Below are 26,376 nucleotides of genomic sequence, written 5' to 3' on the forward strand. Positions count from 1 at the left end.
TTAATCTGCAAGCAAGAAAATTGCTATCTCATTTGTAAACGTTTACTTTTTATCCTTCTTTTTTCTTATTATTACGCTGATCGAAAACTAAACCGATGAAAATTAAAATCCCCCAAAAGATTACACTACCTCCAGTCATTTTAATCTCCCCCTTATTATATAAAGATATTATTTTAATCATTATAACATTTTCTAAATTTTCAATCTATTAAAAATAAAAATGATATTATTACATAAATGGTATTTGTATAACAAAAAAAGACCTTCTTATTTTATGTATAAAAAGGTCTTTTTTTCATTATACAAGACTTATTACTTTCGTTTTTGTAATTAAATCCTGAAAACCACAATTATCTTTGCGGAACAACATCATATATATATTACATATTAATGGAATTCCTAATAGCAATACGTTCGGTAATAACACTACAAAAAATCTTATAATTAATGTTTGCAACGTTAGCTTTTCACTCTTCAATGAAATTAATTTTGTTCTCGTTACCTTTTTTCCAAGTGTAACACCGTTCCAAATAAAGGGTAACACAATAAAATATATCGCCATTAATATAAAAACTACTGCGAAATCATATCTAAAATCACCTAAGCTTATATTAAAGCGCTTAAACATAGCACTATAGTTTCCGGTCATAACAGCTACTACTGCACCATACATAACCGAGATTAAAAACATGTCAATTAGGGAAGCACCTATGCGATTCATTACAAGCGCTGGACGATGCATCTTTAACTTCATTTTATGTCGACTCCTTCATATCCTTCTTTACCCGTCTCATCGTACCACTTCTAAAAAACATTGTAAACTAGCGTTTCTCTTACTTTTCTTGTACAATTTGTTACAATAGCATTATAAAGGAGGTTCCCATATTGAAAAAATGGATAATCCTATTCGTCGCCTTCCTATTAACTGGTTGTGCAGGAAACACAGGTCACTTAACTTATACGGTTAACGATGAATACGAACTCATACGTACTTCTGGAAATGCATTTGAACTTTTCCCCTCGCCAGATGCTGTATATGCCACACAATACATCCCTGCAAAAATTACAGACATTGCTTGGGATGATAAATACATTATTGCAAAACAAACCGAGGAAAAATCAGATCCGAATAACCCTGACGCAGCAATTGCAAATAAAAAAAGTGAACATTATTGGATTATTGACGTAAAGCACAATAAACGTTTCGGTCCCTACAATGAAAAGCAATTTAATGAACAAAAAGATGCGTTTAAAATTAAGGTGCCTTTTCAAAATGTAGATTCATACATAAAAGAAATAAAAAAACAGTCAGCATAATATTTGAATGCTGACTGTTTTGTCTTACATTATTTTAGTGAGATGTTAAACGTTTGTGGCTCTTTTACAACATCTTGTGTTTCTGAATCCCCTGCAAGTAAATCATCAGTTGTAAACTGAATATCCTTTACCTTGTCTTTTCCATCGTCAAGTATTAAACCAATAATACCATCTCTTGTTTCACCAGGCTTATAGTCTTCTCTTGATACATTTTTTGTACCAACTAACGTATCTTCGTCATATAAAAAGTTTTGAGTGGCTACTTTAAAATGTTGCTTACCATTAATCATAACATCATTCATAGAGAAAAATTGCATATTTTTATTTCCGCTATTCTCCACTTTATATGTAATCTCAACGTAACGAATTGTATTACTAATCTCTGTTCCACTTAGCGATGCATATAATTCTGCATCTTCTTGGCTTACTTTATCCCCTAATCTCCGTTTTACTTCTTCAGGAGTTAGTGCCGTGTATACTTTCAATGTTTTTTTTGCCTTTTCACTCATCTGTGATAAAGAAATTACTTTCACATCTTGTACGTGAATTTTCATTGGCGCTACTTCAAATGTTTGATTCACAGAATGCATCTGCTCTAACTTGAAAGTACCCCATCCTGTTTCTTTCACTTTTTGTCCTACTTTTTTCAGCTCACGCCCACCATATTCTTTTGTTTCAGGAATAGATTCTTTCTTCTTTGGTTCAGCTTTCTTTTCTTCTTGATGGAAGCAACCACTTAACATAAGAAGAAAACTACATAAAACAAAAATACTTTTCCATGCTTTCATCATTTCATTTCTCCTAACGCTATCATTCATGAATATAAAATTAGTCCCTGGCTTTGTAAACTATAGAAACAATGACAAGTCCACAAAATGAACTTGTCAGTCCAGATACTATTATACCTCCAATTTGGAAAATATGAAAATAGGGATCTAGGAACGCGTGCATGATAAATATAATAGTTGCTACAACAATTACTGAAACCCAATACTTTCTTTTTTCCGAAGCTAAAATAAGATCTTTACCCATTTCATTTCTATACTTCCATAAAACGTATACTAATAATAGAACACCAATACATGTACTTCCATGTTGCATATATTTATAAACAGAGATACCGTACCATTCTCTTTGTAATAATGGTATTTTCATAACAAAATAGCCTGTCTTATGAGTGAATGCATCCCAAACAACATGCGTTAACATACCGAATAATGCTGAATAACAAAATACAAAAAGATTCTTCCATGTATGAAGCCCCCACCGCTTGTCTACTACATATGTATAATACCCAGCAAACGGTTTAGGTAAATGCGTTATAAAAGGCTTTTTTAAAATGTAATGATATATGTATGCTAACAAGAAGACAAGTGGTAAATTCAAATATAAGAATCCAAGCCACGTATGCCCAATTACACCATACGGTCTAAAGTGTAAAAAATATTCAAAGTCAGGCGCCATACTACCTAATATAAGAGCCGTTACTGAAATATGTTTAGAATGCTTTTTCGCAAAAGGAAGAACTGCTGCTGGATGTGCAAATGTAAACGGCATACTTTAACTCCTTCTCACATTTTCAATAGAATACCATATATCATAACGAGAGAATGGATCTTCATGCAATATTTATTTTCACATTGGAATATGATAGTTTAAATGATATAATCCACATAAAATATTCAGAAAATAAGGAAGGGATTCAGGTGTCATTAACACTTGTATTTGCCGCCTTTTTAGAATCAAAATCCTTTATGAATTGAGGTTTATATATTGATTGACGTACCTTTTTTACAAAATGTCACATTAAAAAAAGAAAATATCCCTAGTTTTTCCGCATATCCTTACTGCTTACCCGCTATTCGAACATTACAATCACTAGCTTTCCATCCAAATGTAACATTCATTATTGGAGAAAACGGAACAGGTAAATCAACATTACTTGAAGGAATTGCAATTGCGTTAGGCTTTAATGCAGAAGGTGGAACGAAGAATTTCCGCTTTAGCACTAACGATTCACATTCATCTTTACATGAATACCTTCGAATTTCCAAAAGTTTCAATACACCAAACGACGGTTTCTTTCTTCGCGCTGAATCATTTTATAACGTTGCTTCTTATATTGATGAAATAGATGCTATAAAATCTTACGGCGGCGTTTCACTACACGAACAATCTCACGGCGAATCATTCTTTTCCTTATTTATGAACCGTTTTTCAGGACAAGGTTTATACATTTTAGATGAGCCTGAGGCAGCTTTATCACCAATGAGACAACTTTCCATGCTCATTCGAATGCATGAGCTAGCGGAACAAGGTTCACAATTTGTTATTGCGACGCATTCTCCTATTTTAATGGCCTACCCTGAATCCACTATATATTCTTTAACACAAGAAGGGATTCACGAATCCACATTAGAAGAAACTGAGCATTACCAAACGACGAAACTTTTCTTTGAAAATCGTGATCGATTATTTCATCATCTATTTGAATCGTAAAAAAAGAAGCAGCAATAGCTGCTTCTTTTTTATAGTGCTTCTATAAATAAGGCAACCCCGATACCGCCACCGACGCATAAAGAGGCAATTCCTTTTTCTAACCCACGTCTTTTTAATTCGTGAATTAAACTTACTGTAATACGAGCCCCTGTACAACCAATTGGATGCCCAAGTCCTACGCCACTACCGTTTACGTTCACTTTTTCACGGTCTAAGCCTAACTCTTTCTCTACAGCCAAATATTGAGCCGCGAAAGCTTCATTAATTTCAAGTAAATCTGCATCTTCCAATGACCAATCTACTTTTTCTAAACCTTTACGAATTGCTGGTGCTGGTCCAATACCCATAACTTTTGGATCTACTCCAGCTACTGAATATCCAACAATTCTAGCTAACGGTTGTAAGCCTTTTTCTTTCGCTTTTTCTTCGCTCATTAATACTAGAACCGCGCTTCCGTCATTCAGGCCAGATGCATTACCTGCAGTTACTGAACCATCTTTACGGAAAGCTGGTTTTAATCCAGCTAATTTTTCTGCTGTAATATCAGCACGTGGATGTTCATCCTTTGAAAATACTACTTCTTTTCTACGTTCTTTTATTTTAATAGGAACAATTTGATCGTCAAAGTATCCAGACTCGATTGCCTTCAGTGCCAATGTATGACTTCGAAGAGCAACTTCATCTTGTTCCTCTCTTGTAATTTCATATTGTTCAACTAAATTTTCCGCTGTTTCCCCCATCATAATATGATGAATCGGATCTTCTAACACTTCCCACACCGTATCACGAATTTCTCCGTGCTGTAGACGTTGTCCCCAGCGGTGTTGTTTCAATGCATAAGGGCTTGAACTCATTGCTTCTACTCCACCTGCAATAACAACATCACTTACACCTAATTGAATTTGCATTGCAGCTGACATAATTGCTTGCATACCTGAAGAACATTGGCGTTGGATTGTATACCCTGTAACTGTGTCAGGAAATCCTGCCGCTAATGCAGCTGTTCTTGCCGTATTTGCTTCATCAGTTCTTTGAATACAATGACCTAAAATCACTTCATCAACTTCGTGTGGTTCTACCCCGCCTCGTTTTACAGCTTCCTGAAGTACAGGAACAGCTAATTCTACTGGCGTTACATTTTTTAGCGCTCCCCCAAAAGTTCCAATTGGCGAACGAACTGCAGCTGTAATAACAACATTATGCATTTTGCACTTGCCCCTCTCTTATGTACCCTAGTCAGTTTTTAGGTGAAATTCCATAAGATGTATATCTATAACTATCATACTATAAACATACTAAAAAATCAAAATATTTAATATAATAAAAATAGAAGGAATTAACCTTCTATTCTGTCAATGCATATAAAAATTTTTGTAAAATTTTCTCTGTCGTTTCATTCAATTTGGGTAACTTATCTACCGGAAAATATTGAAGCTTCAATCCTTCATGATCGAGCTTTAATTCCCCACTCACATGATGCCCTTGATACAGATGAATGACATTAAAAATTTCATCTCCATTAGGATAACGGAAATATACTTCCTTTCCTGATAGAACACCAAGAAATTGCATTATTTTTGCAGTTAACCCCGTTTCTTCAAATAACTCTCTACGTGCAGTTTCTTCTGTCGTTTCGCCCAGTTCCATCGCCCCACCAGGTACACCCCAATCATATGTATCTGAACGATATTGAAGCAATACTTCTTGATTATCATTTAATATAATAATTGCTGACCCAACGAGAATAAGTGGCCTTGTTCCAACGACTTTGCGTAACTCTTCAATATACCCCAATATGTAAACTCTCCTTTCCTCACCCTCCCTTATCATAACAAAATTTTTCTCCTTTTGTTGATGTAATTTCCAAGAAAAAAAAGGAAGTTTCCGCTTCCTTTTTTCCCATTTCTATTTCTTAAAACTTTCATATTTTACAGCTTCAAAAGCTTCTTCAATTTCATCATTACGATAATGGACGTATGTAAATCGCCCTAATTCTACTAATCTTGCTATTTCTTGTAACGCTTTATGCTGCTCATATGTTTCTTTCAGCTTAATATGTACATAAAACTTCATCAACGGATGTTCATATAAAGGTTCTCCCACCTCTACATATACATCTTCAACCCCTTGCACAACTCTTACATAACTTGCAAATTGATAAAGAGCTTCTCTGTCTGAAACGATTTTTAATGTATACATATATTCTCCCCCTTTTCTTTACTATATCAAAAAGATGATCACACCATGTTATAGAACTATGAAATTTTTTCGACTTGTCATCTATATATTCAATAAAGAAGGCGTTTATCCATACATGACATCTTTTTCCCACATATATTATAGGAAGAACTTTTTTTCATTTGAGGTGTTCCTTATGGATCCATACGTCAATATATGTATTTGTATTACTCCCGGCGCCGATATTTCTGATGACCGCATCGCAAAAGATTTAGCTGTTGCAGAATCAATTTGGCACCCCATTACATTTCAAATTCAAGAAGTAATTGTATTAAATGAACTTTTCCGTTTTTTTGACCGTGAAATCAGTTATAAAAATTCCATTCAAAGTCAAGAAAAGCTGGCATCCTTTTTCCAAACATGTGTAGATGAAGCTCCTGAATGCGACCTTTATATTTGTTATATTGGCAGTGATTATTTCAAAGAAACAGCAGTAATTGCCTGCGCTTATTCTTTAGCAAAACAACAGCAACTTACTGGCTATATCGTTTTAACAAATTCGGCTGCTCCTATGAAAAATATATATACGCTCGCTCACGAAATCGGTCATATTTTATTTACAAGACGTGTTCACGGAAAACTTACTCATGCAGATCCTCATTCTCCAACCGGCTCGGAGCACCACCCTTCTCCAACAAATCTTATGTATCCGATAGTCCCTCGTCCAGAAAACGTTCATATTCATTCCTTATTAACAGCAGAACAAAAAGCGCTCTCTTTACAAAGCTCTTTATTACAAAGAAAAAAACAGTAACCCTCATGTTACTGTTTAAAAAAACTTATTCCAATCAACAAAACAAATCCCGGCTGCTAGAAATAAAAATAGACAACTAAATGTAAATGTAATCCCTCTAAAAATCCCTATATAATATTTCTTTGGAAATAATTTTTGGTATATCCAGAGCAGCCGCTTTTTATTGAATTTCTAGTTCATACTTTTTCTTTCTTCAATTTTTAAAGACCATTTCATTAATCCATATATACTTCCATACATAAGTAAGACCTTTGCAATTCCCCAAAATACATTACTTTCTTCTAAGTCCTTAAATAAGAACATAATCATAAGAGGAACAATTAGTACAAAAACACCCATCCAGCCAAGAACATATACTTCACCAATAAGAAGTAATAAAAAGATAATTGCTGCTAATATATATGTTTGCATTGTCGCCAATTGCAATACAGGTGTCCCATACCATTTATTCATAAACATCAATAACACCAATAATAAAATAGGAACCATTACTATTACATAAATCATTCCAAATTCTACTAATTTACTTTTAAAAGAAGACATTCTAAATGCAACAATCGTTCCAATAATCGTAATGATTAAAACGATAGGATAACCAATTAACTGTACATTTGTTAACGTAAATTGTTGATCGGGCTTCCAAATAAAATATTTGTCAGTAACCAATATCCACCAATACCAATAATCATCCCTAAAATACTTTTTATGCTCCCGCTTTTATCCTTCTCCATCTCTTTCGCTAATTCTTCCGCATACTCTTTTGGTGAGTCACCAAATATGTCACTTACTGTCTTTCCCTTTTTTTCACCTTCTATTAAATGAAGCTCTGCATCTTCTAGAAAAGCGTCCACATCTTCTTCTTTAATCCCTTTTGTTATTAAATATACTTTCGTATCAATTAAAAACTTTTCACCTTCTTTAGAAATCTTCATTATAACTCCTCCCTTATTTAACCATTTCTCTTCTATTCGTCTTCATCATAATTTCAACAAAAATTAAAATAAATAAACTTCCGTATAAACATATAATTTGAAATAGCATTGGCATAAGATCTTCCGTTGTAAATGTTTTAAACACTAACATAATTGAAAGTGGAATGATTAAATATAAATTTTTAAACCATCCTTCAAAATATATATTTATAGTTACTGTGATGATAAAAATCCCACCAGACACTATATAACTTTGCACTTCGGTGAATGTGAGCATTTTTGTCGGATATATCACATCTAATATCGTAACAGCTCCTAATAAAAACATTGGAGCAATCATAACTAAAGACCACATAGAAAACCATGTTTTTGTAAAGCTTGTTACGAAGGTCATTTTGCGAAGTAGAAAATTAGGACCTATAACAACTAAAATAAATGAAAAACTATAACCGATACACTGAATAAGTGAAATCTGTAACATTCCATTATTCACTATTAAGATAGAAGCAATAATCCAAAACGATACGATATTCATTACTGTAAAACCAATTTGCTTCCACGTTTCCCGTCTATCCTTTTCCATTACCTTTACAAGTTCATGCGCATATTCTTTCGGGGAGCTTCCGAAAATATCTTCTACACTCTTCCCCTCACTCTCACCTTCTATTAAATGCAACTCTGCATCTTCTAAAAAGTTTTCAATATCACTTTCTTTTACACTCTTTGCCGTCAAAAATAATCTCATATCTAACAAAAACTTTCGTGCTTCTCTTGATAGCATTATTTTTTTCTCCCCTTCCCTACCAGTAGACGCTCTACACTACTTTGCATCGCTTCCCAGCGATCCATAAATTCATCAAGTGCTTCCTCGCCTTTTTCTGTTAATGTATAATATTTTCGCTTTGGACCAGATGGAGATTCCTTCATTACGCTTGTTATTAGTCCTTCTTTTTGCATTCGTATTAATAACGGATAAATACTCCCCTCACTCGCCATTGTAAAACCATACTTCGCTAGCTTTTCACTCATTTCATAACCGTATATTTCGCCTTCAGAAATAATAGCAAGTAAGCATCCTTCTAAAATCCCTTTCAGCATTTGACTTGTCGACATAATTCAAATCCTCCTACTATCTTGCTTTACAAGATAGATAAGCGTAAGTATCTTGCTTTACAAAATAGTATAGCAAAGACTATTTTGCAAAACAAGATAGCTAACGATATTTTTTCCAAATGTTTGCAGGAATTTCATTATAGCTTCTCTAAATAGAGCACTATGAAAACTTTATTATGAAGGGATGTTTTTCATCATGGTTACAAATCGAGTTGTCTTTTTAACAGGTGCTGCAAGTGGCATTGGTTATGAAATGGGAAAGGCTTTTGCAAAAGAAGGTGCAAAAGTTGTGATTACCGATCGGCTTGAAGAACGTGCAAAAGAAGCTGCTGAACAATTACAAAATGAAGGTTTTCAAGCTATCGGTTTAAAATGTGACGTTACATCTGAAGAGGAAATTACAGCAGCAATTTCTCAAACAGTTGATCATTTCGGTTCATTACATATATTAATTAACAACGCAGGAATGCAACACGTTTCACCCATTGAAGACTTTCCAACTGAAAAGTTCGAGCTACTAATTCAAATTATGCAAATTGCTCCGTTTATCGCAATTAAGCATGCCTTTCCGATTATGAAACAACAAAAATATGGTCGTATTATTAATGTCGCTTCTATTAACGGCCTTGTCGGATTTGCTGGAAAAGCTGCCTACAATAGTGCAAAACATGGCGTAATTGGATTAACAAAAGTTGCTGCTTTAGAAGGTGCTACGCATGGTATTACTGTTAATGCCCTTTGCCCTGGTTATGTCGATACCCCTCTTGTACGTAATCAACTACAAGACTTAGCTACTACACGAAATGTACCACTTGAAAATGTTTTAGAAGATGTTATTTATCCACTCGTCCCACAAAAGCGCTTATTACAAGTACAAGAAATCGCTGATTATGCGATGTTTTTAGCGAGTGAAAAAGCTAAAGGTATAACGGGACAAGCTGTTGTTATAGATGGGGGTTATACCGCTCAATAAAAATAAAGTTTGCTCAAGAAGAGCAAACTTTATTTTTTATCCCGAGGATCTTCGTACTTTAGTAATTGCCGAGGGAGCTTCTCAATTGCAACAATTACCCCCTCTAATTTACTTTCAATACGGTGGAGTAAATATAATGTTACAACAATCGGAAACCCTACATTACCTATCATCTTGATCCACTCTTCCATCCTCTTCCCCTCCTTTCATTATATAAGTAAGAGAAAACACTGCATTTAGGCATAAAAAAACAAGCTATTATGTATTAGCTTGTTTTTCAAATAATGATGCAATTTCTCGTTTATAGTCCCCGCGTATAATACCTTTCTCAGTAATAATTCCTGTAATTAATTCATTCGGCGTTATGTCAAATGCTGGATTATAAACATCCGTTCCAATTGGTGCTACTTGTTTTCCAAAGATTTTTGTAACTTCTGTTTCATCTCTTTCTTCAATAATAATTTCGGCTCCAGTTTCTTTCGTAACATCAAATGTTGACAGTGGAGCAGCAACGTAAAATGGGATATTAAAGTGCTTTGCTAAAATAGCTAAATTCATTGTCCCTATTTTATTGGCTGTATCTCCATTTGCGACAATTCGATCCGCTCCCACAATAATCGCGTTTATTTCTTTCGTTTGAATAGCATGAGCTGCAGTATTATCTGTAATAAGGGTCACATCAATATTTGCTTGCTTCAATTCCCACGTCGTTAAGCGACCACCTTGTAAAACTGGCCTCGTTTCACACGCATATGCATGTAAACGCACACCTTTCTCTTTTCCAATATAAAAGGGAGCTAATGCAGTTCCATATCTGGCAGTTGCAATACTTCCAGCGTTACAGATTGTTAAAATATTATCGCCATCTTTAAAACATGTTAACGCATATTCCCCAATATTTCGACACACCTCTTCATCTTCCTGTTGAATACGAAGCGCTTCTTCTTCTAATATTTTTTGTGCTTCTTTTATTGTAGTAATCTCTCGAATAGATTCTCTCATACGATCAATTGCCCAAAATAAATTTACTGCCGTTGGGCGTGATGTCCGTAAATAGTTACAGTCTCTATTAAACTTCTTTTGAAATTCTTCGATATGTAAAGTATTATATTTTTTCGCTGCAAGCGCCAAGCCAAATGCAGCTACAATTCCAATTGCAGGCGCTCCGCGTACTTCTAACATTATGATACTTTTCCAAACCTCTTCAATAGTCGTTAATGTTTTGTATTCTGTGCTATGTGGCAATTTCGTTTGATTTAATACCGCAATTGCATCACCTTTCCAACTTACAGATCTCGGAACAGTAACGATTGTACTCATGCTTTTACACCCCTTGAAACTGTCTGTTGAAATAATGTTCGAAACAGTTGAATATCAGCACTTTTAGATTCATATTTTATTAGTTCTTTTCCTAAGGATAGCGCTTGTTTCTTAGCTTGAATTCTTGTTTCTTTATTTTCTATTTCATCTAAATCTGCTACATGAGCTAAACCAATTGTTCTACGAATTAGTTCACATCCGGCAAATCCAACAGCATCAGTAAAGATATTTTGCAAAATAATTGGTAACCATTGTTTTTCTTTCGTATATGCTTCTACACCTTCCCCAATCCATAACTTTGTAAAAGTCTCTACAAAATAACTCCACGTCTTTTCTATATGAAAAAATAGTACACTTCTCTTTTCTTCTTCTCTAGATAAAGCATTTAATAATAGATTTGCAATAAATTGACCTATGTCAAATCCAAATGGGCCATATGTCGCAAATTCTGGATCAATCACTTTCGTTTCAGAAGGTGACGAAAAAATACTACCAGTATGTAAATCACCATGAATAAGAGTTTCTTTTCTTGTTAAGAACTTATATTTATATTGTGCTACTTTTAGTTTTAAAGTTTTATCACTCCAAAGTTCATCAACCACGAGCTGTAAATCTGGCTCATAATCATTTGTATCATAATGTCCAAATGGATCTGTAAACACTAAATCCTCTGTAATTTTACAAAGGTCCGGATTTACAAAGGCACCTTCTAGTACCCTCTTCTCTTCTGACTGTAAACCAAAATCTGAAGTGTAAAATAAAACATGTGCTAGAAAACGACCAATATGCTGGGATAAAAGCGGATATTCTTCTCCGTCTATTAATCCTTTTCTTGTAATTGTTAGTCTTGATAAGTCTTCTACTACCGTTATCGCTAACTCTTCATCATGACTGTACACTACTGGAACATAATCCGGTACATACTGCGCAAAAATTTGCAGTGCCTTGCTTTCAATCGTTGCTCTTTTTATAGACAATGGCCAGCTTTCACCAACTACTTTAGCATAAGGCAGTGCTTGTTTTATTATAATGGATTTCTCTCCATCATCTAATTTGAACACGTAATTTAAGTTTCCATCTCCAATTTCATGACAAATGACATTTGCCTTCTCTTCAAAATAGCCATGATCTTTCGCATATTGTACAGCTGTTATTTCTGTTAATGAATAATATCCCATCGTCTTCTCCCCCTTTTTAAATTCAGAGGTTTTTCTAACATAGAAAAACCTCTTTCCACTAAGAAAGAGGTTTGAAGTTTATCTTCTCCCCTCTTATCTGCCAGAAAGTTTTACTTTCTGCTGGAATTAGCACCGTGCCTTTTGGCGTAATAAACGCCCCATTTCACAATGGTATTACGGTCGGTTGCTGGGCTTCATCGGGCCAAATCCCTCCACCTGCTCTTGATAAGAGTTGTATAATTTTTTGAATTTTTAACTTTATGTTGAAGACTATACCAAGAATAAAAATCACTTGTCAACATTTTATTTGTATAATTCTGGACGGCGATCCGCAAAAACTGGAATTCCTTTACGTACTTCTTTAATTTTCTCGAATACAAGCTCTCCAAATAAAATTGATTCCTCTTCATTCGCCTCTACTACAACTTCACCCCAAGGATCCACAATTAAAGAATGACCTGCAAATACATTATTCGAATCCTTTCCTGCTCTATTACACGCAACAACATAACATTGATTTTCAACTGCTCTTGCTTGCAATAGCAAACGCCAATGTGCTAAACGAACTAATGGCCATTCAGCTACAACAAATAATACTTTTGCCCCTTTAGCAGTATGGACACGCATCCACTCTGGAAAACGAATGTCATAACAAATTGTTCCAGCGCATTCAACATCATCTAGCTTAAATTCGCCCGTACCATTACCAGCTATTAAATATTTATGTTCATCCATAAGCTGAAATAAATGCACTTTACTATATTCGTTGACTAGCTGTCCTTCATTATTTACAACATACATCGTATTTGTAACGCCTTGATCCGTTTGCTTCGCTATGGACCCACCAACAATGTGTACATCATATTGCTTCGCCCATTCTATTAACTTTTCTTTCGTTTCCACTCCATCCCTATCTGCAATTTCAGAAAGTCTCGTTAAATCATATCCTGTTGTCCATAGTTCTGGTAAGACGATAACATCTGGTCTTTCCTTCATAGCTTCGCTTATTTTATTTTTAGCATTCTCAATATTTTTTTCTACATCTCCAAAAACAATATCCATTTGAATACATGCGACTTTCATTTTTTCAGCCCCATTCTTATTTTTCTCTTTACAAAATACTGGAAAGATTATATCATTTGTCACTAGAATTGTAACAACTTTCAAAAGAGGTGGAAAGTATGAAATTATTTCAACCTTCTGAGATAGTAACATCATTGCCAACACAATTTTTCGCTTCACTTGTTGCAAAAGTTAACAAAGTCGTTGCAGCTGGTCACGATGTTATTAATCTAGGTCAAGGTAATCCAGATCAACCAACACCGCAGCATATCGTAAAAGCTTTACAAGATGCTGCCGAAAAGACCATTCATCATAAATATCCGCCATTTCGCGGACATGAAAGCTTAAAGGAAGCCGTGGCTACATTCTATAAACGTGAATACGGCGTCGAATTAAACCCAAAAACTGAAGTTGCTATTTTGTTTGGCGGGAAGGCTGGACTAGTAGAATTACCGATTTGTTTTACAAATCCTGGTGATACGATTCTCGTTCCGGATCCAGGTTATCCAGATTATTTATCCGGGGTTGCTTTAGCAAAAGCACACTTTGAAACAATGCCGCTTATTGCAGAAAATAACTTTTTACCAGATTATACGAACATTGATGACTCTATTGCAGAGCGTGCAAAATTAATGTTTTTAAACTATCCAAATAATCCTACCGGTGCTACTGCATCAAAAGATTTTTTTGATGAAACCATTCACTTTGCTAATAAACATAATATATTAGTTGTTCACGATTTTGCTTATGGCGCTATCGGATTTGATGGTCAAAAACCTGTTAGTTTCTTGCAAGCAGATGGTGCGAAAGATATAGGAATTGAAATTTACACATTATCAAAAACTTTCAATATGGCTGGCTGGCGCATCGCTTTTGCTGTAGGGAATGAAAGTGTGATTGAAACAATTAACCTATTACAAGATCATATGTATGTTAGTATATTCGGTGCAGTTCAAGATGCTGCTCGAGAAGCGCTATTAAGTTCACAGTCTTGCGTAATAGACCTTGTAAATAGTTACGAATCTCGAAGAAACGCTCTTATTTCAGCCTGTCACTCAATTGGTTGGAATGTAGACATTCCAACAGGATCATTCTTTGCATGGCTTCCCGTTCCAAAAGGATATACCTCTGAGCAATTTTCTGATATTTTACTAGAAAAAGCACATGTCGCAGTTGCTCCTGGTGTTGGATTTGGTGAGCATGGGGAAGGGTATGTCCGTGTTGGTCTCTTGCATGCAGAAGATAGATTACGAGAAGCCATTAATCGAATTGGTAAATTAAATTTTTTCAAAAAGTAATTGACAACACGAAAAATATCTGACAAAATTCAGTTATCTTAAAATTTTAAACATTTCTAAATACTTCTTATCAAGAGCAGGTGGAGGGACGAGCCCGACGAAACCCGGCAACCGATCTACAATTGTAGACACGGTGCTAATTCTCGCAGCATTACGCTGACAGATAAGGAGCTGGTTGTAAAAAAACCTCTCCTTAGCTGAGAGGTTTTTTTATTTAACTAGGAGGTTATAACAATGAGCGGAATTATAGCGACGTATTTAATCCATGATGATTCACATAACTTAGAAAAAAAAGCTGAGCAAATTGCACTCGGTTTAACAATTGGCTCTTGGACTCATTTGCCACACTTATTGCAAGAACAATTAAAGCAGCATAAAGGCAACGTCATTCATGTTGAGGAATTAGCTGAACATGAATATACCAATTCGTATTTACGTAAAAAAGTAAAACGTGGAATTATTAAAATCGAATATCCGCTATTAAACTTCAGTCCAGATTTACCAGCGATTTTAACGACTACATTTGGAAAGCTATCACTTGATGGCGAAGTAAAACTAATTGACTTAACTTTTTCAGACGAGTTAAAAAAACATTTTCCTGGTCCAAAATTGGGGATAGATGGTATTCGAAATCTTTTACAAGTGCATGATCGTCCCCTTTTAATGAGTATTTTTAAAGGAATGATTGGACGAAACATTGGGTATTTAAAAACGCAATTACGCGATCAAGCAATTGGTGGTGTAGATATAGTAAAAGATGATGAAATATTATTTGAAAATGCATTAACACCACTTACGAAACGCATTGTATCTGGAAAAGAAGTTTTACAATCTGTCTACGAAACATACGGTCATAAAACGTTATATGCCGTAAATTTAACAGGACGAACTTTTGATTTAAAAGAAAATGCTAAACGTGCAGTGCAAGCTGGAGCTGATATTCTATTATTTAACGTATTTGCTTACGGACTAGATGTACTACAATCACTTGCAGAAGATGATGAAATCCCAGTTCCTATTATGGCACATCCTGCTGTAAGTGGTGCTTATTCAGCATCCAAGTTATATGGAGTTTCATCACCATTATTACTTGGAAAGCTACTACGTTATGCTGGGGCTGACTTTTCATTATTCCCATCTCCATACGGAAGTGTTGCGCTAGAAAAAGAAGAGGCTCTTGCTATCTCAAAATATTTAACTGAAGACGATGCATTTTTCAAGAAGAGCTTTTCTGTTCCGTCTGCTGGTATTCATCCTGGTTTCGTTCCCTTTATTGTACGAGATTTCGGTAAAGATGTTGTTATTAATGCTGGCGGCGGGATACACGGACATCCAAATGGAGCGCAAGGCGGCGGTAAAGCTTTCCGTACTGCAATTGATGCTACTTTACAAAATAAACCACTCCATGAAGTAGACGACATAAATTTGCATAGTGCACTACAAATATGGGGAAATCCCTCTTATGAGGTGAAATTATGAGTATTCAAGTATTTTGTGATTTCGATGGCACGATTACAAATAATGATAACATTATGTCCATTATGGAAAAATTCGCACCACCAGAAGCCGAAGAAGTAAAGAATAAAATTTTATCACAAGAACTATCCATTCAAGAAGGTGTTTCTCAATTATTTCAATTAATACCTACTAATCTGCACGATGATATTATTCAATTTTTAATAGAAACTGCTGAAATCCGTAGTGGTTTTCATGAGTTTATACAATTCGTAAAGGAAAATAACATTTCTTTTTACGTGATATCAGGTGGAATGGATTTCTTCGTCTATCCACTCTTACAAGGAATCATTCCAAAAGAGCAAATTTATTGTAATGAAACAGACTTTTCAGCAGAGTTTATTACAGTTAAATGGCCTCATTCTTGTGATGATCATTGTCAAAATCATTGCGGATTATGTAAATCATCATTAATCCGTAAATTAAGTGATACAAATGACTTTCATATTGTAATTGGAGATTCTATTACTGATTTACAAGCCGCGAAACAAGCTGATAAAGTATTCGCTCGCGATTTTCTTATTACAAAGTGTGAAGAAAATCATATTGCTTATACACCGTTTGAAACATTTCAAGATGTGCAAGCTGAATTAAAACTTTTGTTGGAGGTGAAGGCATGAAACAACTTTTTCGTCAATGGTATGACTTAAGCGAGATAAAAAAAGAGTTAACAACACGAAATTGGTTCCCAGCAACAAGTGGTAATATTTCTATAAAGGTTAGTCATGAACCACTTACTTTTCTTATTACAGCAAGCGGTAAAGATAAAACAAAAACCACTCCAGATGATTTTCTATTAGTAGATCATGTAGGAGTTCCCGTTTTAGAGACTGAATTACGCCCTTCAGCAGAAACAATATTGCATACACACATTTATAACAATACGAATGCCGGTTGCGTACTTCATGTTCATACAACCGATAATAATGTCATCACAAATTTATATAGTGATGCAGTCATCCTTCAAAATCAAGAAATTATTAAAGCTCTCGATATTTGGGAAGAAGATGCAACCATTCACATTCCTATTATCGAAAACCATGCCCATATCCCAACACTTGGAGAAAACTTCCGAAAGCATATACAAGGAGATTCGGGTGCAGTATTAATCCGTAACCACGGTATTACCGTATGGGGCCGAGATAGCTTTGATGCAAAGAAGAGATTAGAAGCTTATGAGTTTTTATTCCAATTTCATATAAAACTATTATCAATTCAAGGAGGCGTTTCTAATGGCGCAAATTCGTATTCATGAAGTAAATACTCGTATTGAAAATGAAGTGGAAGTATCTAAATTTCTACAAGAGGAAGGCGTTTTATATGAGAAATGGAATATTTCTAAACTTCCTACTCATTTAAATGAAAATTATTCGTTAACAGATGAAAACAAAGCTGAAATATTAGCTGTGTTTTCAAAAGAAATCGCTGATGTTTCAGCACGCCGTGGTTATAAAGCACATGATGTAATTTCACTTTCAAATAGCACCCCTAACCTTGACGAATTATTAATTAATTTCCAAAAGGAACACCATCATACAGATGACGAAGTTCGCTTTATCGTCAGTGGTCATGGCATTTTCGCTATTGAAGGTAAAGATGGGAAATTCTTTGATGTTGAACTTGAGCCAGGCGATTTAATATCTGTTTCTGAAAATGCAAGACATTATTTTACCTTGCAAGATGATCGCCAAGTTGTAGCTATTCGTATTTTTGTGACAACTGAAGGCTGGGTTCCAATCTATTAAGGTAGTTAGTTGAATAAAAGGACTTGGACCCCCTTTTCCAAACTTTTATTCACTCTACATATATACATCCTCCTATGGAACAGGCTTATTTCATTTTGAAATAAGCCTGATTTTTTATTTACTTGAAAGTACTATTTCATCACAAATTTAACACCTTGATTTTTCAAGTGCATTTTCCGAACATTTTTTGAACATTTATTGAATTTTTTCTGAAAATTCTGTTTTATATGTGATATACTACAATTAATTAAGAAGGAAAATAATATCGCAAACAGAGGGGGATAATCATGAGCTTACTTATCGCACTTATACTTGGAGTTACATGTGGAGCATTTCCTGTTATTTTAGGAGCTATTATGGAAGAGTTAGAAATTGGTGTTTTAGGATTTGTCGCATCTTGTGTAAGCGCTTTATTGTTTGGTTTATTCGGCGCTATTCCTGTTTCAATTCTGTGTGCTTTTTATATAATACGCCATGCTCGTACAAAACAATTTGGTCCTAATCACGTCGCACAAATTATCCCGTTCCCGGTTGAACGATGCCGCCGCGCGTCTAACTTATAATTATAAAAATTAAAGATGACTAAATAAATAAAAGTCCTCATTTGAGGACTTTTATTTACTTTCTTCTAGAAATTGAAACAATTCTTGTAGATGTAGGGCATCTTCACCATAGCTAACAGATACATGAAATATGCCGTCAATCTCAGCTTGCATATAAAGATCCACTCCATCACGATCATATTTCAATGCTAAATAAAACTCCATTTCTTCTAACATCTTTTTTGAGGTTCGAATTACATAATGTCCCTTCTCATCTCTTCCATATTCAAATTCTGGTTCAAAATCATATTTTTGTTTAAAAGCTTCTTTTTGTCTTTCATTAATTTGCATACAAGTAGCTCGCTGTACAGTATCAATCATCTCATCAAACTTTTGAAGGTCCACCTCGTTTACCCCCTTATATATTTTTTATATAATACTTGTGTTCCACTATTTTCTTCGCCATCCTTAATTAACTCTTCATACAATTCTTTCGCCAAACTTAAGCCTGGGACTGGTAATTGTAATTTTTCTGCTTCCTCTAAAGCAATTTTCATATCTTTCATAAAATGCTTTACATAAAATCCTGGCTCAAAGTCTCCTTTTAACATTCGAGGAGCTAAATTACTTAATGACCAGCTACCTGCTGCCCCTGTTGAAATACTCTCTAACACTTTATCTGGATTCAGTCCAGCCTTCTTCGCGTAAGCAACAGCTTCACATACTCCAATCATATTGGAAGCAATGGCAATTTGATTGCACATTTTTGTATGTTGTCCACTCCCAGCTGGTCCTTGTAATTGAATGTTTGTTCCTAACTTTTCAAGTAAAGGTAAGCATCTATCATATATTTCTTTCTCTCCACCTACCATAATTGCGAGTTTTGCTTCTTTCGCGCCAACATCTCCTCCTGAGACAGGTGCATCTAACGTATATATTTTTTTGCTTTTTGCAACTTCATTAATACGTTTTGCTAAAGTAGGTGTAGATGTCGTAAAGTCAATTGCTATCGTACCTTCTTTTGCATGTTCTATAATTCCTTCTATACCAAAATACACTTCTTCTACATCATGTGGATATCCAACCATTGTCATTACAATATCAACTTGCTTCACTAACTCTTTTGGCGTATCACACCAATGTGCACCAGCTTGCACTAAAGAATCTGTTTTTGCTTTCGTTCTATTATATACATATACTTTATGACCATCTTGCATTAAGTGATAAACCATACTTTTTCCCATTACGCCAATACCAATGAAACCTATTGATACAGTTTTATGTTCCATTTTCTCATCCCCTTTGTTCTAATAAATCATTTACCATCTTTCGGAACTCTTTATTAAAGTCATCATCCATACTATTTTTCACATTTGAAAATAACATAACAAAAATTCCTTTTTCTTTATTAAAATTATTAAAAGTGTTCCAACCAGATAATACACCATGATTATGAAAATAATCTGGATATATATAAAAACTAAATGCATATTTCCGTTCTGCTGAAGGCGAAAACATTGCTTGTATACTTTGTTCAGAAAGAAGTTTTCCATTTATAATTGCTTCGTCTAACTTCTTCATATCTCCAACTGTCGTATACATCTCACCACAACCATATAGCCAATCCATGCCTAACTTTTGCGCTGGTACAAGCTCTTGATTTTTTTTCACATAACCCTTTGCAAAATTTTTATCTCCAGGTACCATATTTCCCATACCGGATTCATGCATATCTACTTTTAAAAATATGTTTTCTTTTATGTAATCTCCTAAAGGTTTTTTGGAGATATGTTCTATTATATAAGCAAGAACCATATAATTATAATCTGTATATCTCCAACCTGTTCCTGCAGGAAATTCTAAATTTTGACGTCCAATCCAATTAATTAACTGTAAACGGGAAGCAGCATTCACATTTCCTTTTGCATGTTCAGGTAAACCAGAGGTATGCGTTAATAAATGATATAGCGTAATATTTTTATTCTCCGGAAATGAAGGAATATATTTATTTACATTATCTTGAATATTCAATTTACCTTGTTCTTGCAACTGTAAAATAGATGTGGCAACAACTGTTTTCGTAATAGAACCGATACGATATTTTGTTTGAGGCGTATTTTCTATTTTATTTTGAACATCAGCATACCCATATCCTTTATTCAATATAACACGCTCTTTATCTGTTACCAAAACTGTTCCATTAAATTGCTTTCCGACTAAATATTGATCTAATTTTTGAGATATGCTAGCATAATCAATTTGTTGCTCTTCTTTTTCTTCTATATTCCCTTGTACTTCTGATTCAATAGTAGGATTCACTTTAGTTGTTAATACAGTGTTTTCCTTTATATTGGGGCTAACAAGAAAATAGTATACTCCGCCGCCAACTATAGCAGACAGTGAAGCCATCACCATTACTTTTTTTATCATATCGATCCTCCATAATTCCTTCGCTAAAAATTGTCCCCCCTATTCTATTATCAAACAATAAAAAAAAATCGCAACAATTTGTTGCGAAAAATTACATTTTTTCTTTTCTATACACACATACTTGATTCTTTCCATTTTTTTTCGCTTCATATAATGCAATGTCCGCTCGTTGCATTAATTCTTCTCTTGTAGTTCCTTGTTCATATAACGCAACTCCAAAGCTAGCTGTTAACTTCGAAATTCCAGTAAATTGCTTTGTTTCAATGAAGAATCGTAATGACTCCGCAACTTGAAATGCTTCCTTTTCTACTGTATTTGTCACTAATATAATGAATTCTTCTCCTCCCCATCTTGCAAATACATGTTGCTGCTCCACTTTAGATTTCATAAGCTCTGCAAGTTGTATTAATGCTAAATCGCCAAAATCATGACCATATGTGTCATTAACTGTTTTAAAATTATCTATATCAAATAAAATGATTGCTATTTTCTCATCACTACGTATTACCTTTTCCCATTCTACCTCTAGTATTTGTTGAAACTTTAAACGATTATAAATCTCTGTCAATGAATCTATCATAGCAAGTCTTTCTTGTTCTTGATAGGTTTCATCTAATTCTGTAATTTCCGTGCACTTTACAATAAATCTTGATAAATCTTCTGGCAATGGTGTCGCACGTAATAGAAAAGTAGATACTGCCCCTTCATAATTTAACATCTTAATTCTTCTACCACTAGATAAAGTATCGTCTAGCCATGTTATATCATGCGTCGTCGAGTAGTATCCATTTTCTCTAATAAAATGTTCAGCAAATACTAAATGTTGCTCACGATAGGCAAATAAATTTTCATATCCGAAAAAAGCTAAAAAATTTGTATTACAATCAACTATTTCATCATCTTCTACTATAAATAATAGATCATTTTGAAAATCAAACATCGTTTGAAGCAATTCCTGCTGCAAACTAACTTGCCTTACTAAAGAAAGTTGATACAAACTCTTATTCACTTCCTCTAACACTGCTTGCGGAGTTACAGGAGCTATTACAATATTACGTATTCCTAATGCAAGTACATCTGTGAATTCTTTTGTTATTTGTTGATCCCAAATGACAATGAATGTACTGTGCGGAGTATACATATTCTTTATATATTTTATTTGAGAATAATCTGTTACATACGTAATGATAATGTGTGGTTTCGTTCTTTGAAATAATAGTTCGCCCTCTTCAAAACTATTTGCTATAAACATACATTTTGGATGGATATTTTCTACCGTTTGTTGATGCTTACATCCATTTTCTATATAAAGGACATTTAACTGCAGATCTTGTAACACATTTTGGAAAACCGTATTCTCTAATAAAAAATGTAGTATGTTCATCACTAGTCTTCACTCACTTCATATATCTTGTTCTACTGAATTCCTCACAAATTTTTTTAAAAGACTGGTCTCCAATAAACTTTAATTTGTGAGAGACACATATTAACAAGCTAATTGAGAATGTTATCTTCGCTTTTCACTCTATAAATTCCTTTTTTAGTGTATGATTGTAGGAATTGTATCGTTTGTATGAATGCCCTAGCTAATTTTTAAAACTTGACAATTAAAATAAAGATATTATATTCTTAAATTCGATAACTTACAAAATGTAAGTAGTGTATATTATTTTTTTGAAAATAATTCGATATACAATTTGGAGGATATACAATGACAAACGACAACTTTTTTGATGTTCTATATGAACGCACATCTACACGTGCATTCAACCCAAATAAAGAAATCTCATCTACAGAATTACATGAGATTTTAAAAGCCGCAGCACAAGCACCTTCCGCTTGGAACTTACAACACTGGAAATTCCTTGTTTTTCAAGGTGAAGATGTACAAAAACGATTACACCCAATAGCTTATAACCAACAACAAATTCTTGATGCTTCTGCAGTAGTCGCTATTTTAGGCGATTTAGAAGCTTATAAAAATGTTGAGCCGGTATATGGTCCAATTGTAGAACAAGGATTTATGAAAGAAGAAGCAAAAGAACGCTTAGCTAAAAATATTGAATCTGCATATGCTCGTGAACAATTCCCAAGAGATGCTGCCTTTTCAAATGCATCTTTAGCAGCAATGCAACTTATGCTTGCAGCTAAAGCAACTGGTTGGGATACTTGTGCTATTGGTGGCTTCAATCCACAAGCACTGACAGACGAATTTAACGTTTCATCTCGTTACGTTCCAATTATGCTTATTACAATTGGTGAATCAACTTTAAAAGGCCACCCTGCACCTCGCATGAGCGTAGAGCAAGTGAGTGAGTGGGCAAAATAATAAAAAACGAAGGTAACTACGTTGCCTTCGTTTTTTATTTCCTGTCATACTTTTGTAATATTACTACAAATCATTCGACATTTATACTTATGGAAAAGTATATTCTATTCCCTCCTCATAAATAAACGTGACGTTTCGTGTCGAATTTTGTTAAGGCGTTGAAATATACCCGTGTATTTTTGTTACAATTGTGATACAATGATAACAAATAGATAACAAGAGAGGGATTTTCATTGAGTTCATACGGAAGCTTTATCGCACTTTTATGTTACATAGTAACTGTACTGCTTCTATATTTTATTGGTGATGCCGCAAACATCTCCATTTTACAATTTCCAAAAGAAGAAGCATTCCAATTAGAATCAGAAAAACATACTGCACGATCCATTGTGCCACTACTCCTAGCTCTTCCTGTATATATCATCGTTTTATATAAAAGTAAAAAAGTGTAAAGGCTACCCATTTCATTTATTTCGGTGGTTTTTACATTTTTTTGTTATATTCCCCCTATTTTAAACATCATTCCATACTAAACACCCAGCTAGTCATTTAAAATGAGAAAATCCCCTAGAAAAAATTCCACTCTCTGTCCAGTCACTAACTACCGAACTTACATAGATTATAAGTGTGAAGGGGGTGATGAGGATTATGTTTGGATCATTTGGATGCTGTGATAACTTTAGAGACTGTCATCATCATGAAAGAGAGTGCAGACATCATGAGAAAGAGAAAGAGAGAGAAGTAGTTAGACCACAACAACCAGCTGTATGTAACGTACTTGCTAGCATTTCAGTTGGAACAGAGCTTTCTCTTTTAAGCATTAGAGGTAATGGCACTTTCAACAATGTAATTTTTGAAGGTTTCGCTAACGGTGTTGCTCTTTTCTCTGCTTTAGCTCGTAATAACAAAGATGACAAAGATAACAATAAAGACGATAAACACAATCAAAATCGAAATACTTTTACTGGTATTTTACGTGTATGCCCAACTGATATCGTTGCAATCGCTATCTAATTCTGTCTCTTATCCTCGATAGTAAGCAAATAAGATTTACTTTTCTCATAGAAAAAACCTGAGACCGATTTCAAATCGGCTCAGGTTTTTTTATTGATTATATGCTTTTAACTAGTTCAACAACTTCTTCAGCAGTTGACATCATTAATGCTTTTTCTGCTAATGTTTCCATTTCTGCTTTTGACAACTTGCTTAGCTGTGTTCTTGCAGGAAGAATAGATGTTGCACTCATACTGAACTCATCTAAACCTAATCCTAATAATAATGGGATAGCAAGTGAATCGCCCGCCATCTCACCACACATACCAGCCCATTTGCCTTCTTTATGAGCAGCATCGATAACCATTTTTACAAGACGTAAAATAGATGGGTTATATGGTTGGTATAAGTAAGATACTTGTTCGTTCATACGGTCTGCAGCCATTGTGTATTGGATTAAATCATTTGTTCCGATAGAGAAGAAGTCAACTTCTTTCGCGAATTGATCTGCTAATACTGCTGAAGCTGGGATTTCAACCATCATACCAACTTCAATAGAATCAGAAACAGTTGTACCCGCTTCTACAAGTTTCGCTTTCTCTTCTAATAAAATCGCTTTCGCTTGACGGAACTCATCAAGAGTTGCAATCATTGGGAACATAATTTTTAAGTTACCGTATACGCTAGCACGAAGTAATGCACGAAGTTGTGTACGGAACACATCTTGCTCATCAAGACATAAGCGAATTGCACGGTATCCTAAGAATGGGTTCATTTCTTTTGGTAAATGTAAGTATGGAAGCTCTTTATCTCCACCGATGTCAAGTGTACGAACAACGACTGGTTGACCTTCTTTTACACCTTCAAGAACTGCTTTATACGCTTCGAACTGCTCTTCTTCTGTTGGAAGATTGTCACGGCCCATGTATAAGAATTCTGTACGGTATAAGCCAACGCCTTCTCCGCCATTATCGATAATACCTTGTACATCATTTGGTGTTCCGATATTTGCAACAAGCTCAACGTGATGTCCGTCACTTGTTACAGTAGCTTGGTCTTTTAATTTAGCCCATTCAGCTTTTTGCTCTTCAAATTTCGCTTTCTTTTCTTCAAACGAACGAAGAGTTTCTTCTGATGGATTTACAATTACTTCTCCATCTAAACCGTCAATGATAACGATATCGCCGTTTTGGATTTTCTCCATAACAACTTTCGTACCAACAACAGCTGGAATTTCCATAGAACGAGCCATAATTGCAGAGTGAGATGTACGTCCACCAATATCAGTAGTGAAACCTTTTGCATACTTACGGTTTAACTGAGCTGTATCAGATGGTGTTAAATCTTCAGCAATGATGATTACCTCTTCAGAAATTGTACCAGGATTTGAGAAGTTAATTCCTAGTAAATGTGCAAGAACGCGTTTTGTTACGTCACGAATGTCCGCAGCACGTTCTTTCATATATTCGTTATCCATGTTTTCAAACATAGAAATAAACATTGATGCAACTTCATCCATTGCAAATTCAGCATTTACTTTTTCGCTATTTACTTTATCTTTTACTGGATTTACTAGTTCTGGATCATTTAACACTAATAAATGTGCTTCAAAGATCGCAGCTTTGTCAGCACCTAGTTCAGCAAATGCGTGGTCCTTAATAGCTTCTAATTCAGTTTTTGCTTTCTCAAGCGCAGCGTCTAAGCGTGCAATTTCTGCAGCTTCGTTTGTAATTGATTTCTTTTCGATGTTAAATTCAGGATTTTCAAGTCTGAAAGCCTTTGCAATAGCAATCCCACTTGATGCAGCGATCCCTTGAATGTTAAGAGTCATTATTCTCCTAATCCTTCGTTTTTCATAGTTTCTTCGATAGCTGCTAGTGCTTGAGCTGCATCATCACCATTTGCAGTGATTTTAATTTCTGCGTTTTGTTGAATGCCTAAAGACATAACGCCCATGATTGATTTTAAGTTAACGTTCTTTCCGTTATACTCTAAGTTAATGTCAGAACCGAATTTGCTTGCAGTGTTTACAAGTAGAGTTGCTGGACGAGCATGAATTCCTGAGTCGCTAGTTACTTTAAAGATTTTTTCCATGATAATTTATCTCCTTTAAATTACAGTATTTTTTAGTTGTATAG

The 26,376-nt window shown here is 34.7% G+C and carries 32 protein-coding genes, 2 pseudogenes and 2 riboswitches; of the genes and pseudogenes, 13 read left to right on the plus strand and 21 right to left on the minus strand.

All coding sequences use genetic code 11. The features are described 5' to 3' along the window. Positions 1-49: 49 nt before the first annotated feature. Together MHB52_RS20870 and MHB52_RS20875 are read right to left on the minus strand one after the other, a co-directional pair. A complete protein-coding gene (locus MHB52_RS20870) occupies positions 50-139 on the minus strand; it encodes a hypothetical protein (protein WP_000145650.1) in 90 nt (29 codons plus the stop codon). 159 nt (positions 140-298) lie between these two features. Beyond that, the gene (locus MHB52_RS20875) at positions 299-754 is read right to left on the minus strand and encodes an RDD family protein (RefSeq protein ID WP_061663486.1); all 456 of its coding nucleotides are present in this window, start codon (positions 752-754) and stop codon (positions 299-301) included. Between the two features lie 131 nt (positions 755-885). Between MHB52_RS20875 and MHB52_RS20880 the strand changes: the two genes are divergently transcribed. Next, complete coding sequence (locus MHB52_RS20880) at positions 886-1,317, plus strand: DUF3997 domain-containing protein (protein ID WP_044795969.1); 432 nt, start codon at positions 886-888, stop codon at positions 1,315-1,317. Between the two features lie 29 nt (positions 1,318-1,346). On the opposite strand, the gene MHB52_RS20885 is transcribed toward MHB52_RS20880, so the two are convergent. Beyond that, positions 1,347-2,108, minus strand: coding sequence for a hypothetical protein (locus MHB52_RS20885; protein ID WP_000973894.1), 762 nt, complete (start codon positions 2,106-2,108; stop codon positions 1,347-1,349). Positions 2,109-2,145: 37 nt separating this feature from the next. Further along, a complete protein-coding gene (locus MHB52_RS20890; RefSeq protein WP_044795968.1) occupies positions 2,146-2,874 on the minus strand; it encodes a DUF4184 family protein in 729 nt (242 codons plus the stop codon). A 216-nt stretch (positions 2,875-3,090) separates the two neighbouring features. On the opposite strand from MHB52_RS20890, the gene MHB52_RS20895 reads away from it, so the two are divergent. Beyond that, positions 3,091-3,816 (plus strand): AAA family ATPase, encoded by a 726-nt coding sequence (locus MHB52_RS20895; protein WP_000568001.1) that lies wholly within the window; start codon positions 3,091-3,093, stop codon positions 3,814-3,816. Between the two features lie 29 nt (positions 3,817-3,845). Here MHB52_RS20895 and MHB52_RS20900 read toward each other — a convergent pair whose 3' ends face one another. The 3 genes from MHB52_RS20900 to MHB52_RS20910 all read right to left on the minus strand — a co-directional run bounded on the left by MHB52_RS20900 (position 3,846) and on the right by MHB52_RS20910 (position 6,015). Next, positions 3,846-5,021 (minus strand): acetyl-CoA C-acetyltransferase, encoded by a 1,176-nt coding sequence (locus MHB52_RS20900; RefSeq protein WP_000552070.1) that lies wholly within the window; start codon positions 5,019-5,021, stop codon positions 3,846-3,848. Positions 5,022-5,160: 139 nt separating this feature from the next. Next, a complete protein-coding gene (locus MHB52_RS20905) occupies positions 5,161-5,610 on the minus strand; it encodes an NUDIX hydrolase (protein ID WP_061663485.1) in 450 nt (149 codons plus the stop codon). Between the two features lie 111 nt (positions 5,611-5,721). Further along, entirely contained in the window at positions 5,722-6,015 is a 294-nt protein-coding gene (locus MHB52_RS20910; protein WP_000288330.1) for a DUF3928 family protein, read from the minus strand. A 175-nt stretch (positions 6,016-6,190) separates the two neighbouring features. Here MHB52_RS20910 and MHB52_RS20915 point away from each other — a divergent pair, with 175 nt between their 5' ends. Next, on the plus strand, positions 6,191-6,808 hold the full coding sequence (locus tag MHB52_RS20915) for an ImmA/IrrE family metallo-endopeptidase (RefSeq protein WP_016118574.1): 618 nt from the start codon (positions 6,191-6,193) through the stop codon (positions 6,806-6,808). Between the two features lie 15 nt (positions 6,809-6,823). On the opposite strand, the pseudogene MHB52_RS20920 reads toward MHB52_RS20915, so the two are convergent. From MHB52_RS20920 to MHB52_RS20935, 4 genes and pseudogenes are all read right to left on the minus strand, one after another. Next, positions 6,824-6,967: pseudogene (locus MHB52_RS20920) on the minus strand (DNA-binding protein); the annotation flags it as partial. A 12-nt stretch (positions 6,968-6,979) separates the two neighbouring features. Beyond that, a pseudogene (locus MHB52_RS20925) lies at positions 6,980-7,740 on the minus strand (DUF1129 domain-containing protein). 13 nt (positions 7,741-7,753) lie between these two features. Further along, positions 7,754-8,521 carry a DUF1129 domain-containing protein gene (locus MHB52_RS20930; protein ID WP_000952329.1) on the minus strand — a complete coding sequence of 256 codons (768 nt, stop codon included), beginning with the start codon at positions 8,519-8,521 and terminating at the stop codon, positions 7,754-7,756. Next, complete coding sequence (locus MHB52_RS20935) at positions 8,521-8,853, minus strand: PadR family transcriptional regulator (RefSeq protein ID WP_000107978.1); 333 nt, start codon at positions 8,851-8,853, stop codon at positions 8,521-8,523. Before MHB52_RS20935 ends, MHB52_RS20930 begins: the two co-directional genes overlap by 1 nt. 196 nt (positions 8,854-9,049) lie before the next feature. Here MHB52_RS20935 and MHB52_RS20940 point away from each other — a divergent pair, with 196 nt between their 5' ends. Continuing rightward, entirely contained in the window at positions 9,050-9,826 is a 777-nt protein-coding gene (locus MHB52_RS20940; RefSeq protein ID WP_000258428.1) for a 3-hydroxybutyrate dehydrogenase, read from the plus strand. Positions 9,827-9,855: 29 nt separating this feature from the next. Here the strand turns inward: MHB52_RS20940 and MHB52_RS20945 are convergent, their stop codons facing one another. The 4 genes from MHB52_RS20945 to MHB52_RS20960 form a co-directional block, all read right to left on the minus strand. Next, positions 9,856-10,017, minus strand: coding sequence for a YvrJ family protein (locus tag MHB52_RS20945; RefSeq protein WP_000393336.1), 162 nt, complete (start codon positions 10,015-10,017; stop codon positions 9,856-9,858). Positions 10,018-10,084: 67 nt separating this feature from the next. Beyond that, complete coding sequence (gene mtnA / locus MHB52_RS20950; RefSeq protein WP_061663484.1) at positions 10,085-11,146, minus strand: S-methyl-5-thioribose-1-phosphate isomerase; 1,062 nt, start codon at positions 11,144-11,146, stop codon at positions 10,085-10,087. Continuing rightward, positions 11,143-12,324 (minus strand): S-methyl-5-thioribose kinase, encoded by a 1,182-nt coding sequence (gene mtnK / locus MHB52_RS20955; protein WP_061663483.1) that lies wholly within the window; start codon positions 12,322-12,324, stop codon positions 11,143-11,145. Before mtnK ends, mtnA begins: the two co-directional genes overlap by 4 nt. A gap of 90 nt (positions 12,325-12,414) precedes the next feature. Then, a riboswitch (SAM riboswitch) is annotated at positions 12,415-12,556 on the minus strand. 71 nt (positions 12,557-12,627) lie between these two features. After that, positions 12,628-13,491: a carbon-nitrogen family hydrolase gene (locus tag MHB52_RS20960; RefSeq protein ID WP_061663496.1), complete on the minus strand. Its 864-nt coding sequence runs from the start codon at positions 13,489-13,491 to the stop codon at positions 12,628-12,630. Positions 13,492-13,505: 14 nt separating this feature from the next. Here MHB52_RS20960 and MHB52_RS20965 point away from each other — a divergent pair, with 14 nt between their 5' ends. The 6 genes from MHB52_RS20965 to MHB52_RS20990 all read left to right on the plus strand — a co-directional run bounded on the left by MHB52_RS20965 (position 13,506) and on the right by MHB52_RS20990 (position 18,507). Continuing rightward, positions 13,506-14,684 (plus strand): pyridoxal phosphate-dependent aminotransferase, encoded by a 1,179-nt coding sequence (locus tag MHB52_RS20965; RefSeq protein ID WP_044795960.1) that lies wholly within the window; start codon positions 13,506-13,508, stop codon positions 14,682-14,684. A 64-nt stretch (positions 14,685-14,748) separates the two neighbouring features. Beyond that, positions 14,749-14,854: riboswitch (SAM riboswitch) on the plus strand. Between the two features lie 64 nt (positions 14,855-14,918). After that, entirely contained in the window at positions 14,919-16,163 is a 1,245-nt protein-coding gene (mtnW, locus tag MHB52_RS20970; protein ID WP_016118578.1) for a 2,3-diketo-5-methylthiopentyl-1-phosphate enolase, read from the plus strand. Beyond that, a complete protein-coding gene (locus MHB52_RS20975; protein ID WP_061663482.1) occupies positions 16,160-16,819 on the plus strand; it encodes a 2-hydroxy-3-keto-5-methylthiopentenyl-1-phosphate phosphatase in 660 nt (219 codons plus the stop codon). Before mtnW ends, MHB52_RS20975 begins: the two co-directional genes overlap by 4 nt. Continuing rightward, entirely contained in the window at positions 16,816-17,454 is a 639-nt protein-coding gene (locus tag MHB52_RS20980) for a methylthioribulose 1-phosphate dehydratase (protein WP_000811338.1), read from the plus strand. Before MHB52_RS20975 ends, MHB52_RS20980 begins: the two co-directional genes overlap by 4 nt. Beyond that, positions 17,432-17,944 carry a 1,2-dihydroxy-3-keto-5-methylthiopentene dioxygenase gene (locus MHB52_RS20985; protein ID WP_061663481.1) on the plus strand — a complete coding sequence of 171 codons (513 nt, stop codon included), beginning with the start codon at positions 17,432-17,434 and terminating at the stop codon, positions 17,942-17,944. Before MHB52_RS20980 ends, MHB52_RS20985 begins: the two co-directional genes overlap by 23 nt. Positions 17,945-18,231: 287 nt before the next feature. Beyond that, positions 18,232-18,507 (plus strand): hypothetical protein, encoded by a 276-nt coding sequence (locus MHB52_RS20990; RefSeq protein ID WP_000054660.1) that lies wholly within the window; start codon positions 18,232-18,234, stop codon positions 18,505-18,507. A gap of 51 nt (positions 18,508-18,558) precedes the next feature. Here MHB52_RS20990 and MHB52_RS20995 read toward each other — a convergent pair whose 3' ends face one another. From MHB52_RS20995 to MHB52_RS21010, 4 genes are all read right to left on the minus strand, one after another. Next, complete coding sequence (locus MHB52_RS20995; protein WP_000365623.1) at positions 18,559-18,891, minus strand: DUF3909 family protein; 333 nt, start codon at positions 18,889-18,891, stop codon at positions 18,559-18,561. 5 nt (positions 18,892-18,896) lie between these two features. After that, positions 18,897-19,775, minus strand: coding sequence for an NAD(P)-dependent oxidoreductase (locus tag MHB52_RS21000; RefSeq protein ID WP_000400471.1), 879 nt, complete (start codon positions 19,773-19,775; stop codon positions 18,897-18,899). Between the two features lie 4 nt (positions 19,776-19,779). Then, positions 19,780-20,916, minus strand: a complete 1,137-nt coding sequence (locus MHB52_RS21005; protein WP_061663480.1) for a serine hydrolase — start codon at positions 20,914-20,916, stop codon at positions 19,780-19,782. A gap of 91 nt (positions 20,917-21,007) precedes the next feature. Beyond that, the gene (locus MHB52_RS21010) at positions 21,008-22,300 is read right to left on the minus strand and encodes a GGDEF domain-containing protein (RefSeq protein WP_001023191.1); all 1,293 of its coding nucleotides are present in this window, start codon (positions 22,298-22,300) and stop codon (positions 21,008-21,010) included. Between the two features lie 327 nt (positions 22,301-22,627). Between MHB52_RS21010 and MHB52_RS21015 the strand changes: the two genes are divergently transcribed. The 3 genes from MHB52_RS21015 to MHB52_RS21025 all read left to right on the plus strand — a co-directional run bounded on the left by MHB52_RS21015 (position 22,628) and on the right by MHB52_RS21025 (position 24,259). Continuing rightward, positions 22,628-23,245, plus strand: a complete 618-nt coding sequence (locus tag MHB52_RS21015; protein WP_000180372.1) for a nitroreductase family protein — start codon at positions 22,628-22,630, stop codon at positions 23,243-23,245. A 233-nt stretch (positions 23,246-23,478) separates the two neighbouring features. Then, the gene (locus MHB52_RS21020; RefSeq protein WP_000100485.1) at positions 23,479-23,697 is read left to right on the plus strand and encodes a hypothetical protein; all 219 of its coding nucleotides are present in this window, start codon (positions 23,479-23,481) and stop codon (positions 23,695-23,697) included. 196 nt (positions 23,698-23,893) lie between these two features. Beyond that, on the plus strand, positions 23,894-24,259 hold the full coding sequence (locus tag MHB52_RS21025; RefSeq protein WP_000468016.1) for a DUF3915 domain-containing protein: 366 nt from the start codon (positions 23,894-23,896) through the stop codon (positions 24,257-24,259). 97 nt (positions 24,260-24,356) lie between these two features. Here the strand turns inward: MHB52_RS21025 and ptsP are convergent, their stop codons facing one another. Next, entirely contained in the window at positions 24,357-26,069 is a 1,713-nt protein-coding gene (ptsP, locus tag MHB52_RS21030) for a phosphoenolpyruvate--protein phosphotransferase (protein WP_000174207.1), read from the minus strand. Next, entirely contained in the window at positions 26,069-26,332 is a 264-nt protein-coding gene (ptsH, locus tag MHB52_RS21035) for a phosphocarrier protein HPr (protein ID WP_000411080.1), read from the minus strand. Before ptsH ends, ptsP begins: the two co-directional genes overlap by 1 nt. Positions 26,333-26,376: the final 44 nt, after the last annotated feature.

The organism is Bacillus sp. FSL K6-0073, assembly GCF_038006085.1.
In the GTDB taxonomy this organism is placed as follows: Bacteria; Bacillota; Bacilli; order Bacillales; family Bacillaceae_G; genus Bacillus_A; species Bacillus_A cereus.

Coding starts and splice junctions, on each gene's coding strand:
- MHB52_RS20870 (WP_000145650.1), bottom strand. CDS start 139: ATGACTGGAGGTAGTGTAATCTTTTGGGGGATTTTAATTTTCATCGGT.
- MHB52_RS20875 (WP_061663486.1), bottom strand. CDS start 754: ATGAAGTTAAAGATGCATCGTCCAGCGCTTGTAATGAATCGCATAGGT.
- MHB52_RS20885 (WP_000973894.1), bottom strand. CDS start 2,108: ATGATGAAAGCATGGAAAAGTATTTTTGTTTTATGTAGTTTTCTTCTT.
- MHB52_RS20890 (WP_044795968.1), bottom strand. CDS start 2,874: ATGCCGTTTACATTTGCACATCCAGCAGCAGTTCTTCCTTTTGCGAAA.
- MHB52_RS20900 (WP_000552070.1), bottom strand. CDS start 5,021: ATGCATAATGTTGTTATTACAGCTGCAGTTCGTTCGCCAATTGGAACT.
- MHB52_RS20910 (WP_000288330.1), bottom strand. CDS start 6,015: ATGTATACATTAAAAATCGTTTCAGACAGAGAAGCTCTTTATCAATTT.
- MHB52_RS20915 (WP_016118574.1), top strand. CDS start 6,191: ATGGATCCATACGTCAATATATGTATTTGTATTACTCCCGGCGCCGAT.
- MHB52_RS20930 (WP_000952329.1), bottom strand. CDS start 8,521: ATGCTATCAAGAGAAGCACGAAAGTTTTTGTTAGATATGAGATTATTT.
- MHB52_RS20935 (WP_000107978.1), bottom strand. CDS start 8,853: ATGTCGACAAGTCAAATGCTGAAAGGGATTTTAGAAGGATGCTTACTT.
- MHB52_RS20940 (WP_000258428.1), top strand. CDS start 9,050: ATGGTTACAAATCGAGTTGTCTTTTTAACAGGTGCTGCAAGTGGCATT.
- MHB52_RS20945 (WP_000393336.1), bottom strand. CDS start 10,017: ATGGAAGAGTGGATCAAGATGATAGGTAATGTAGGGTTTCCGATTGTT.
- mtnA (WP_061663484.1), bottom strand. CDS start 11,146: ATGAGTACAATCGTTACTGTTCCGAGATCTGTAAGTTGGAAAGGTGAT.
- mtnK (WP_061663483.1), bottom strand. CDS start 12,324: ATGGGATATTATTCATTAACAGAAATAACAGCTGTACAATATGCGAAA.
- MHB52_RS20965 (WP_044795960.1), top strand. CDS start 13,506: ATGAAATTATTTCAACCTTCTGAGATAGTAACATCATTGCCAACACAA.
- mtnW (WP_016118578.1), top strand. CDS start 14,919: ATGAGCGGAATTATAGCGACGTATTTAATCCATGATGATTCACATAAC.
- MHB52_RS20975 (WP_061663482.1), top strand. CDS start 16,160: ATGAGTATTCAAGTATTTTGTGATTTCGATGGCACGATTACAAATAAT.
- MHB52_RS20980 (WP_000811338.1), top strand. CDS start 16,816: ATGAAACAACTTTTTCGTCAATGGTATGACTTAAGCGAGATAAAAAAA.
- MHB52_RS20985 (WP_061663481.1), top strand. CDS start 17,432: ATGGCGCAAATTCGTATTCATGAAGTAAATACTCGTATTGAAAATGAA.
- MHB52_RS20990 (WP_000054660.1), top strand. CDS start 18,232: ATGAGCTTACTTATCGCACTTATACTTGGAGTTACATGTGGAGCATTT.
- MHB52_RS21000 (WP_000400471.1), bottom strand. CDS start 19,775: ATGGAACATAAAACTGTATCAATAGGTTTCATTGGTATTGGCGTAATG.
- MHB52_RS21005 (WP_061663480.1), bottom strand. CDS start 20,916: ATGATAAAAAAAGTAATGGTGATGGCTTCACTGTCTGCTATAGTTGGC.
- MHB52_RS21010 (WP_001023191.1), bottom strand. CDS start 22,300: ATGAACATACTACATTTTTTATTAGAGAATACGGTTTTCCAAAATGTG.
- MHB52_RS21015 (WP_000180372.1), top strand. CDS start 22,628: ATGACAAACGACAACTTTTTTGATGTTCTATATGAACGCACATCTACA.
- MHB52_RS21025 (WP_000468016.1), top strand. CDS start 23,894: ATGTTTGGATCATTTGGATGCTGTGATAACTTTAGAGACTGTCATCAT.
- ptsP (WP_000174207.1), bottom strand. CDS start 26,069: ATGACTCTTAACATTCAAGGGATCGCTGCATCAAGTGGGATTGCTATT.
- ptsH (WP_000411080.1), bottom strand. CDS start 26,332: ATGGAAAAAATCTTTAAAGTAACTAGCGACTCAGGAATTCATGCTCGT.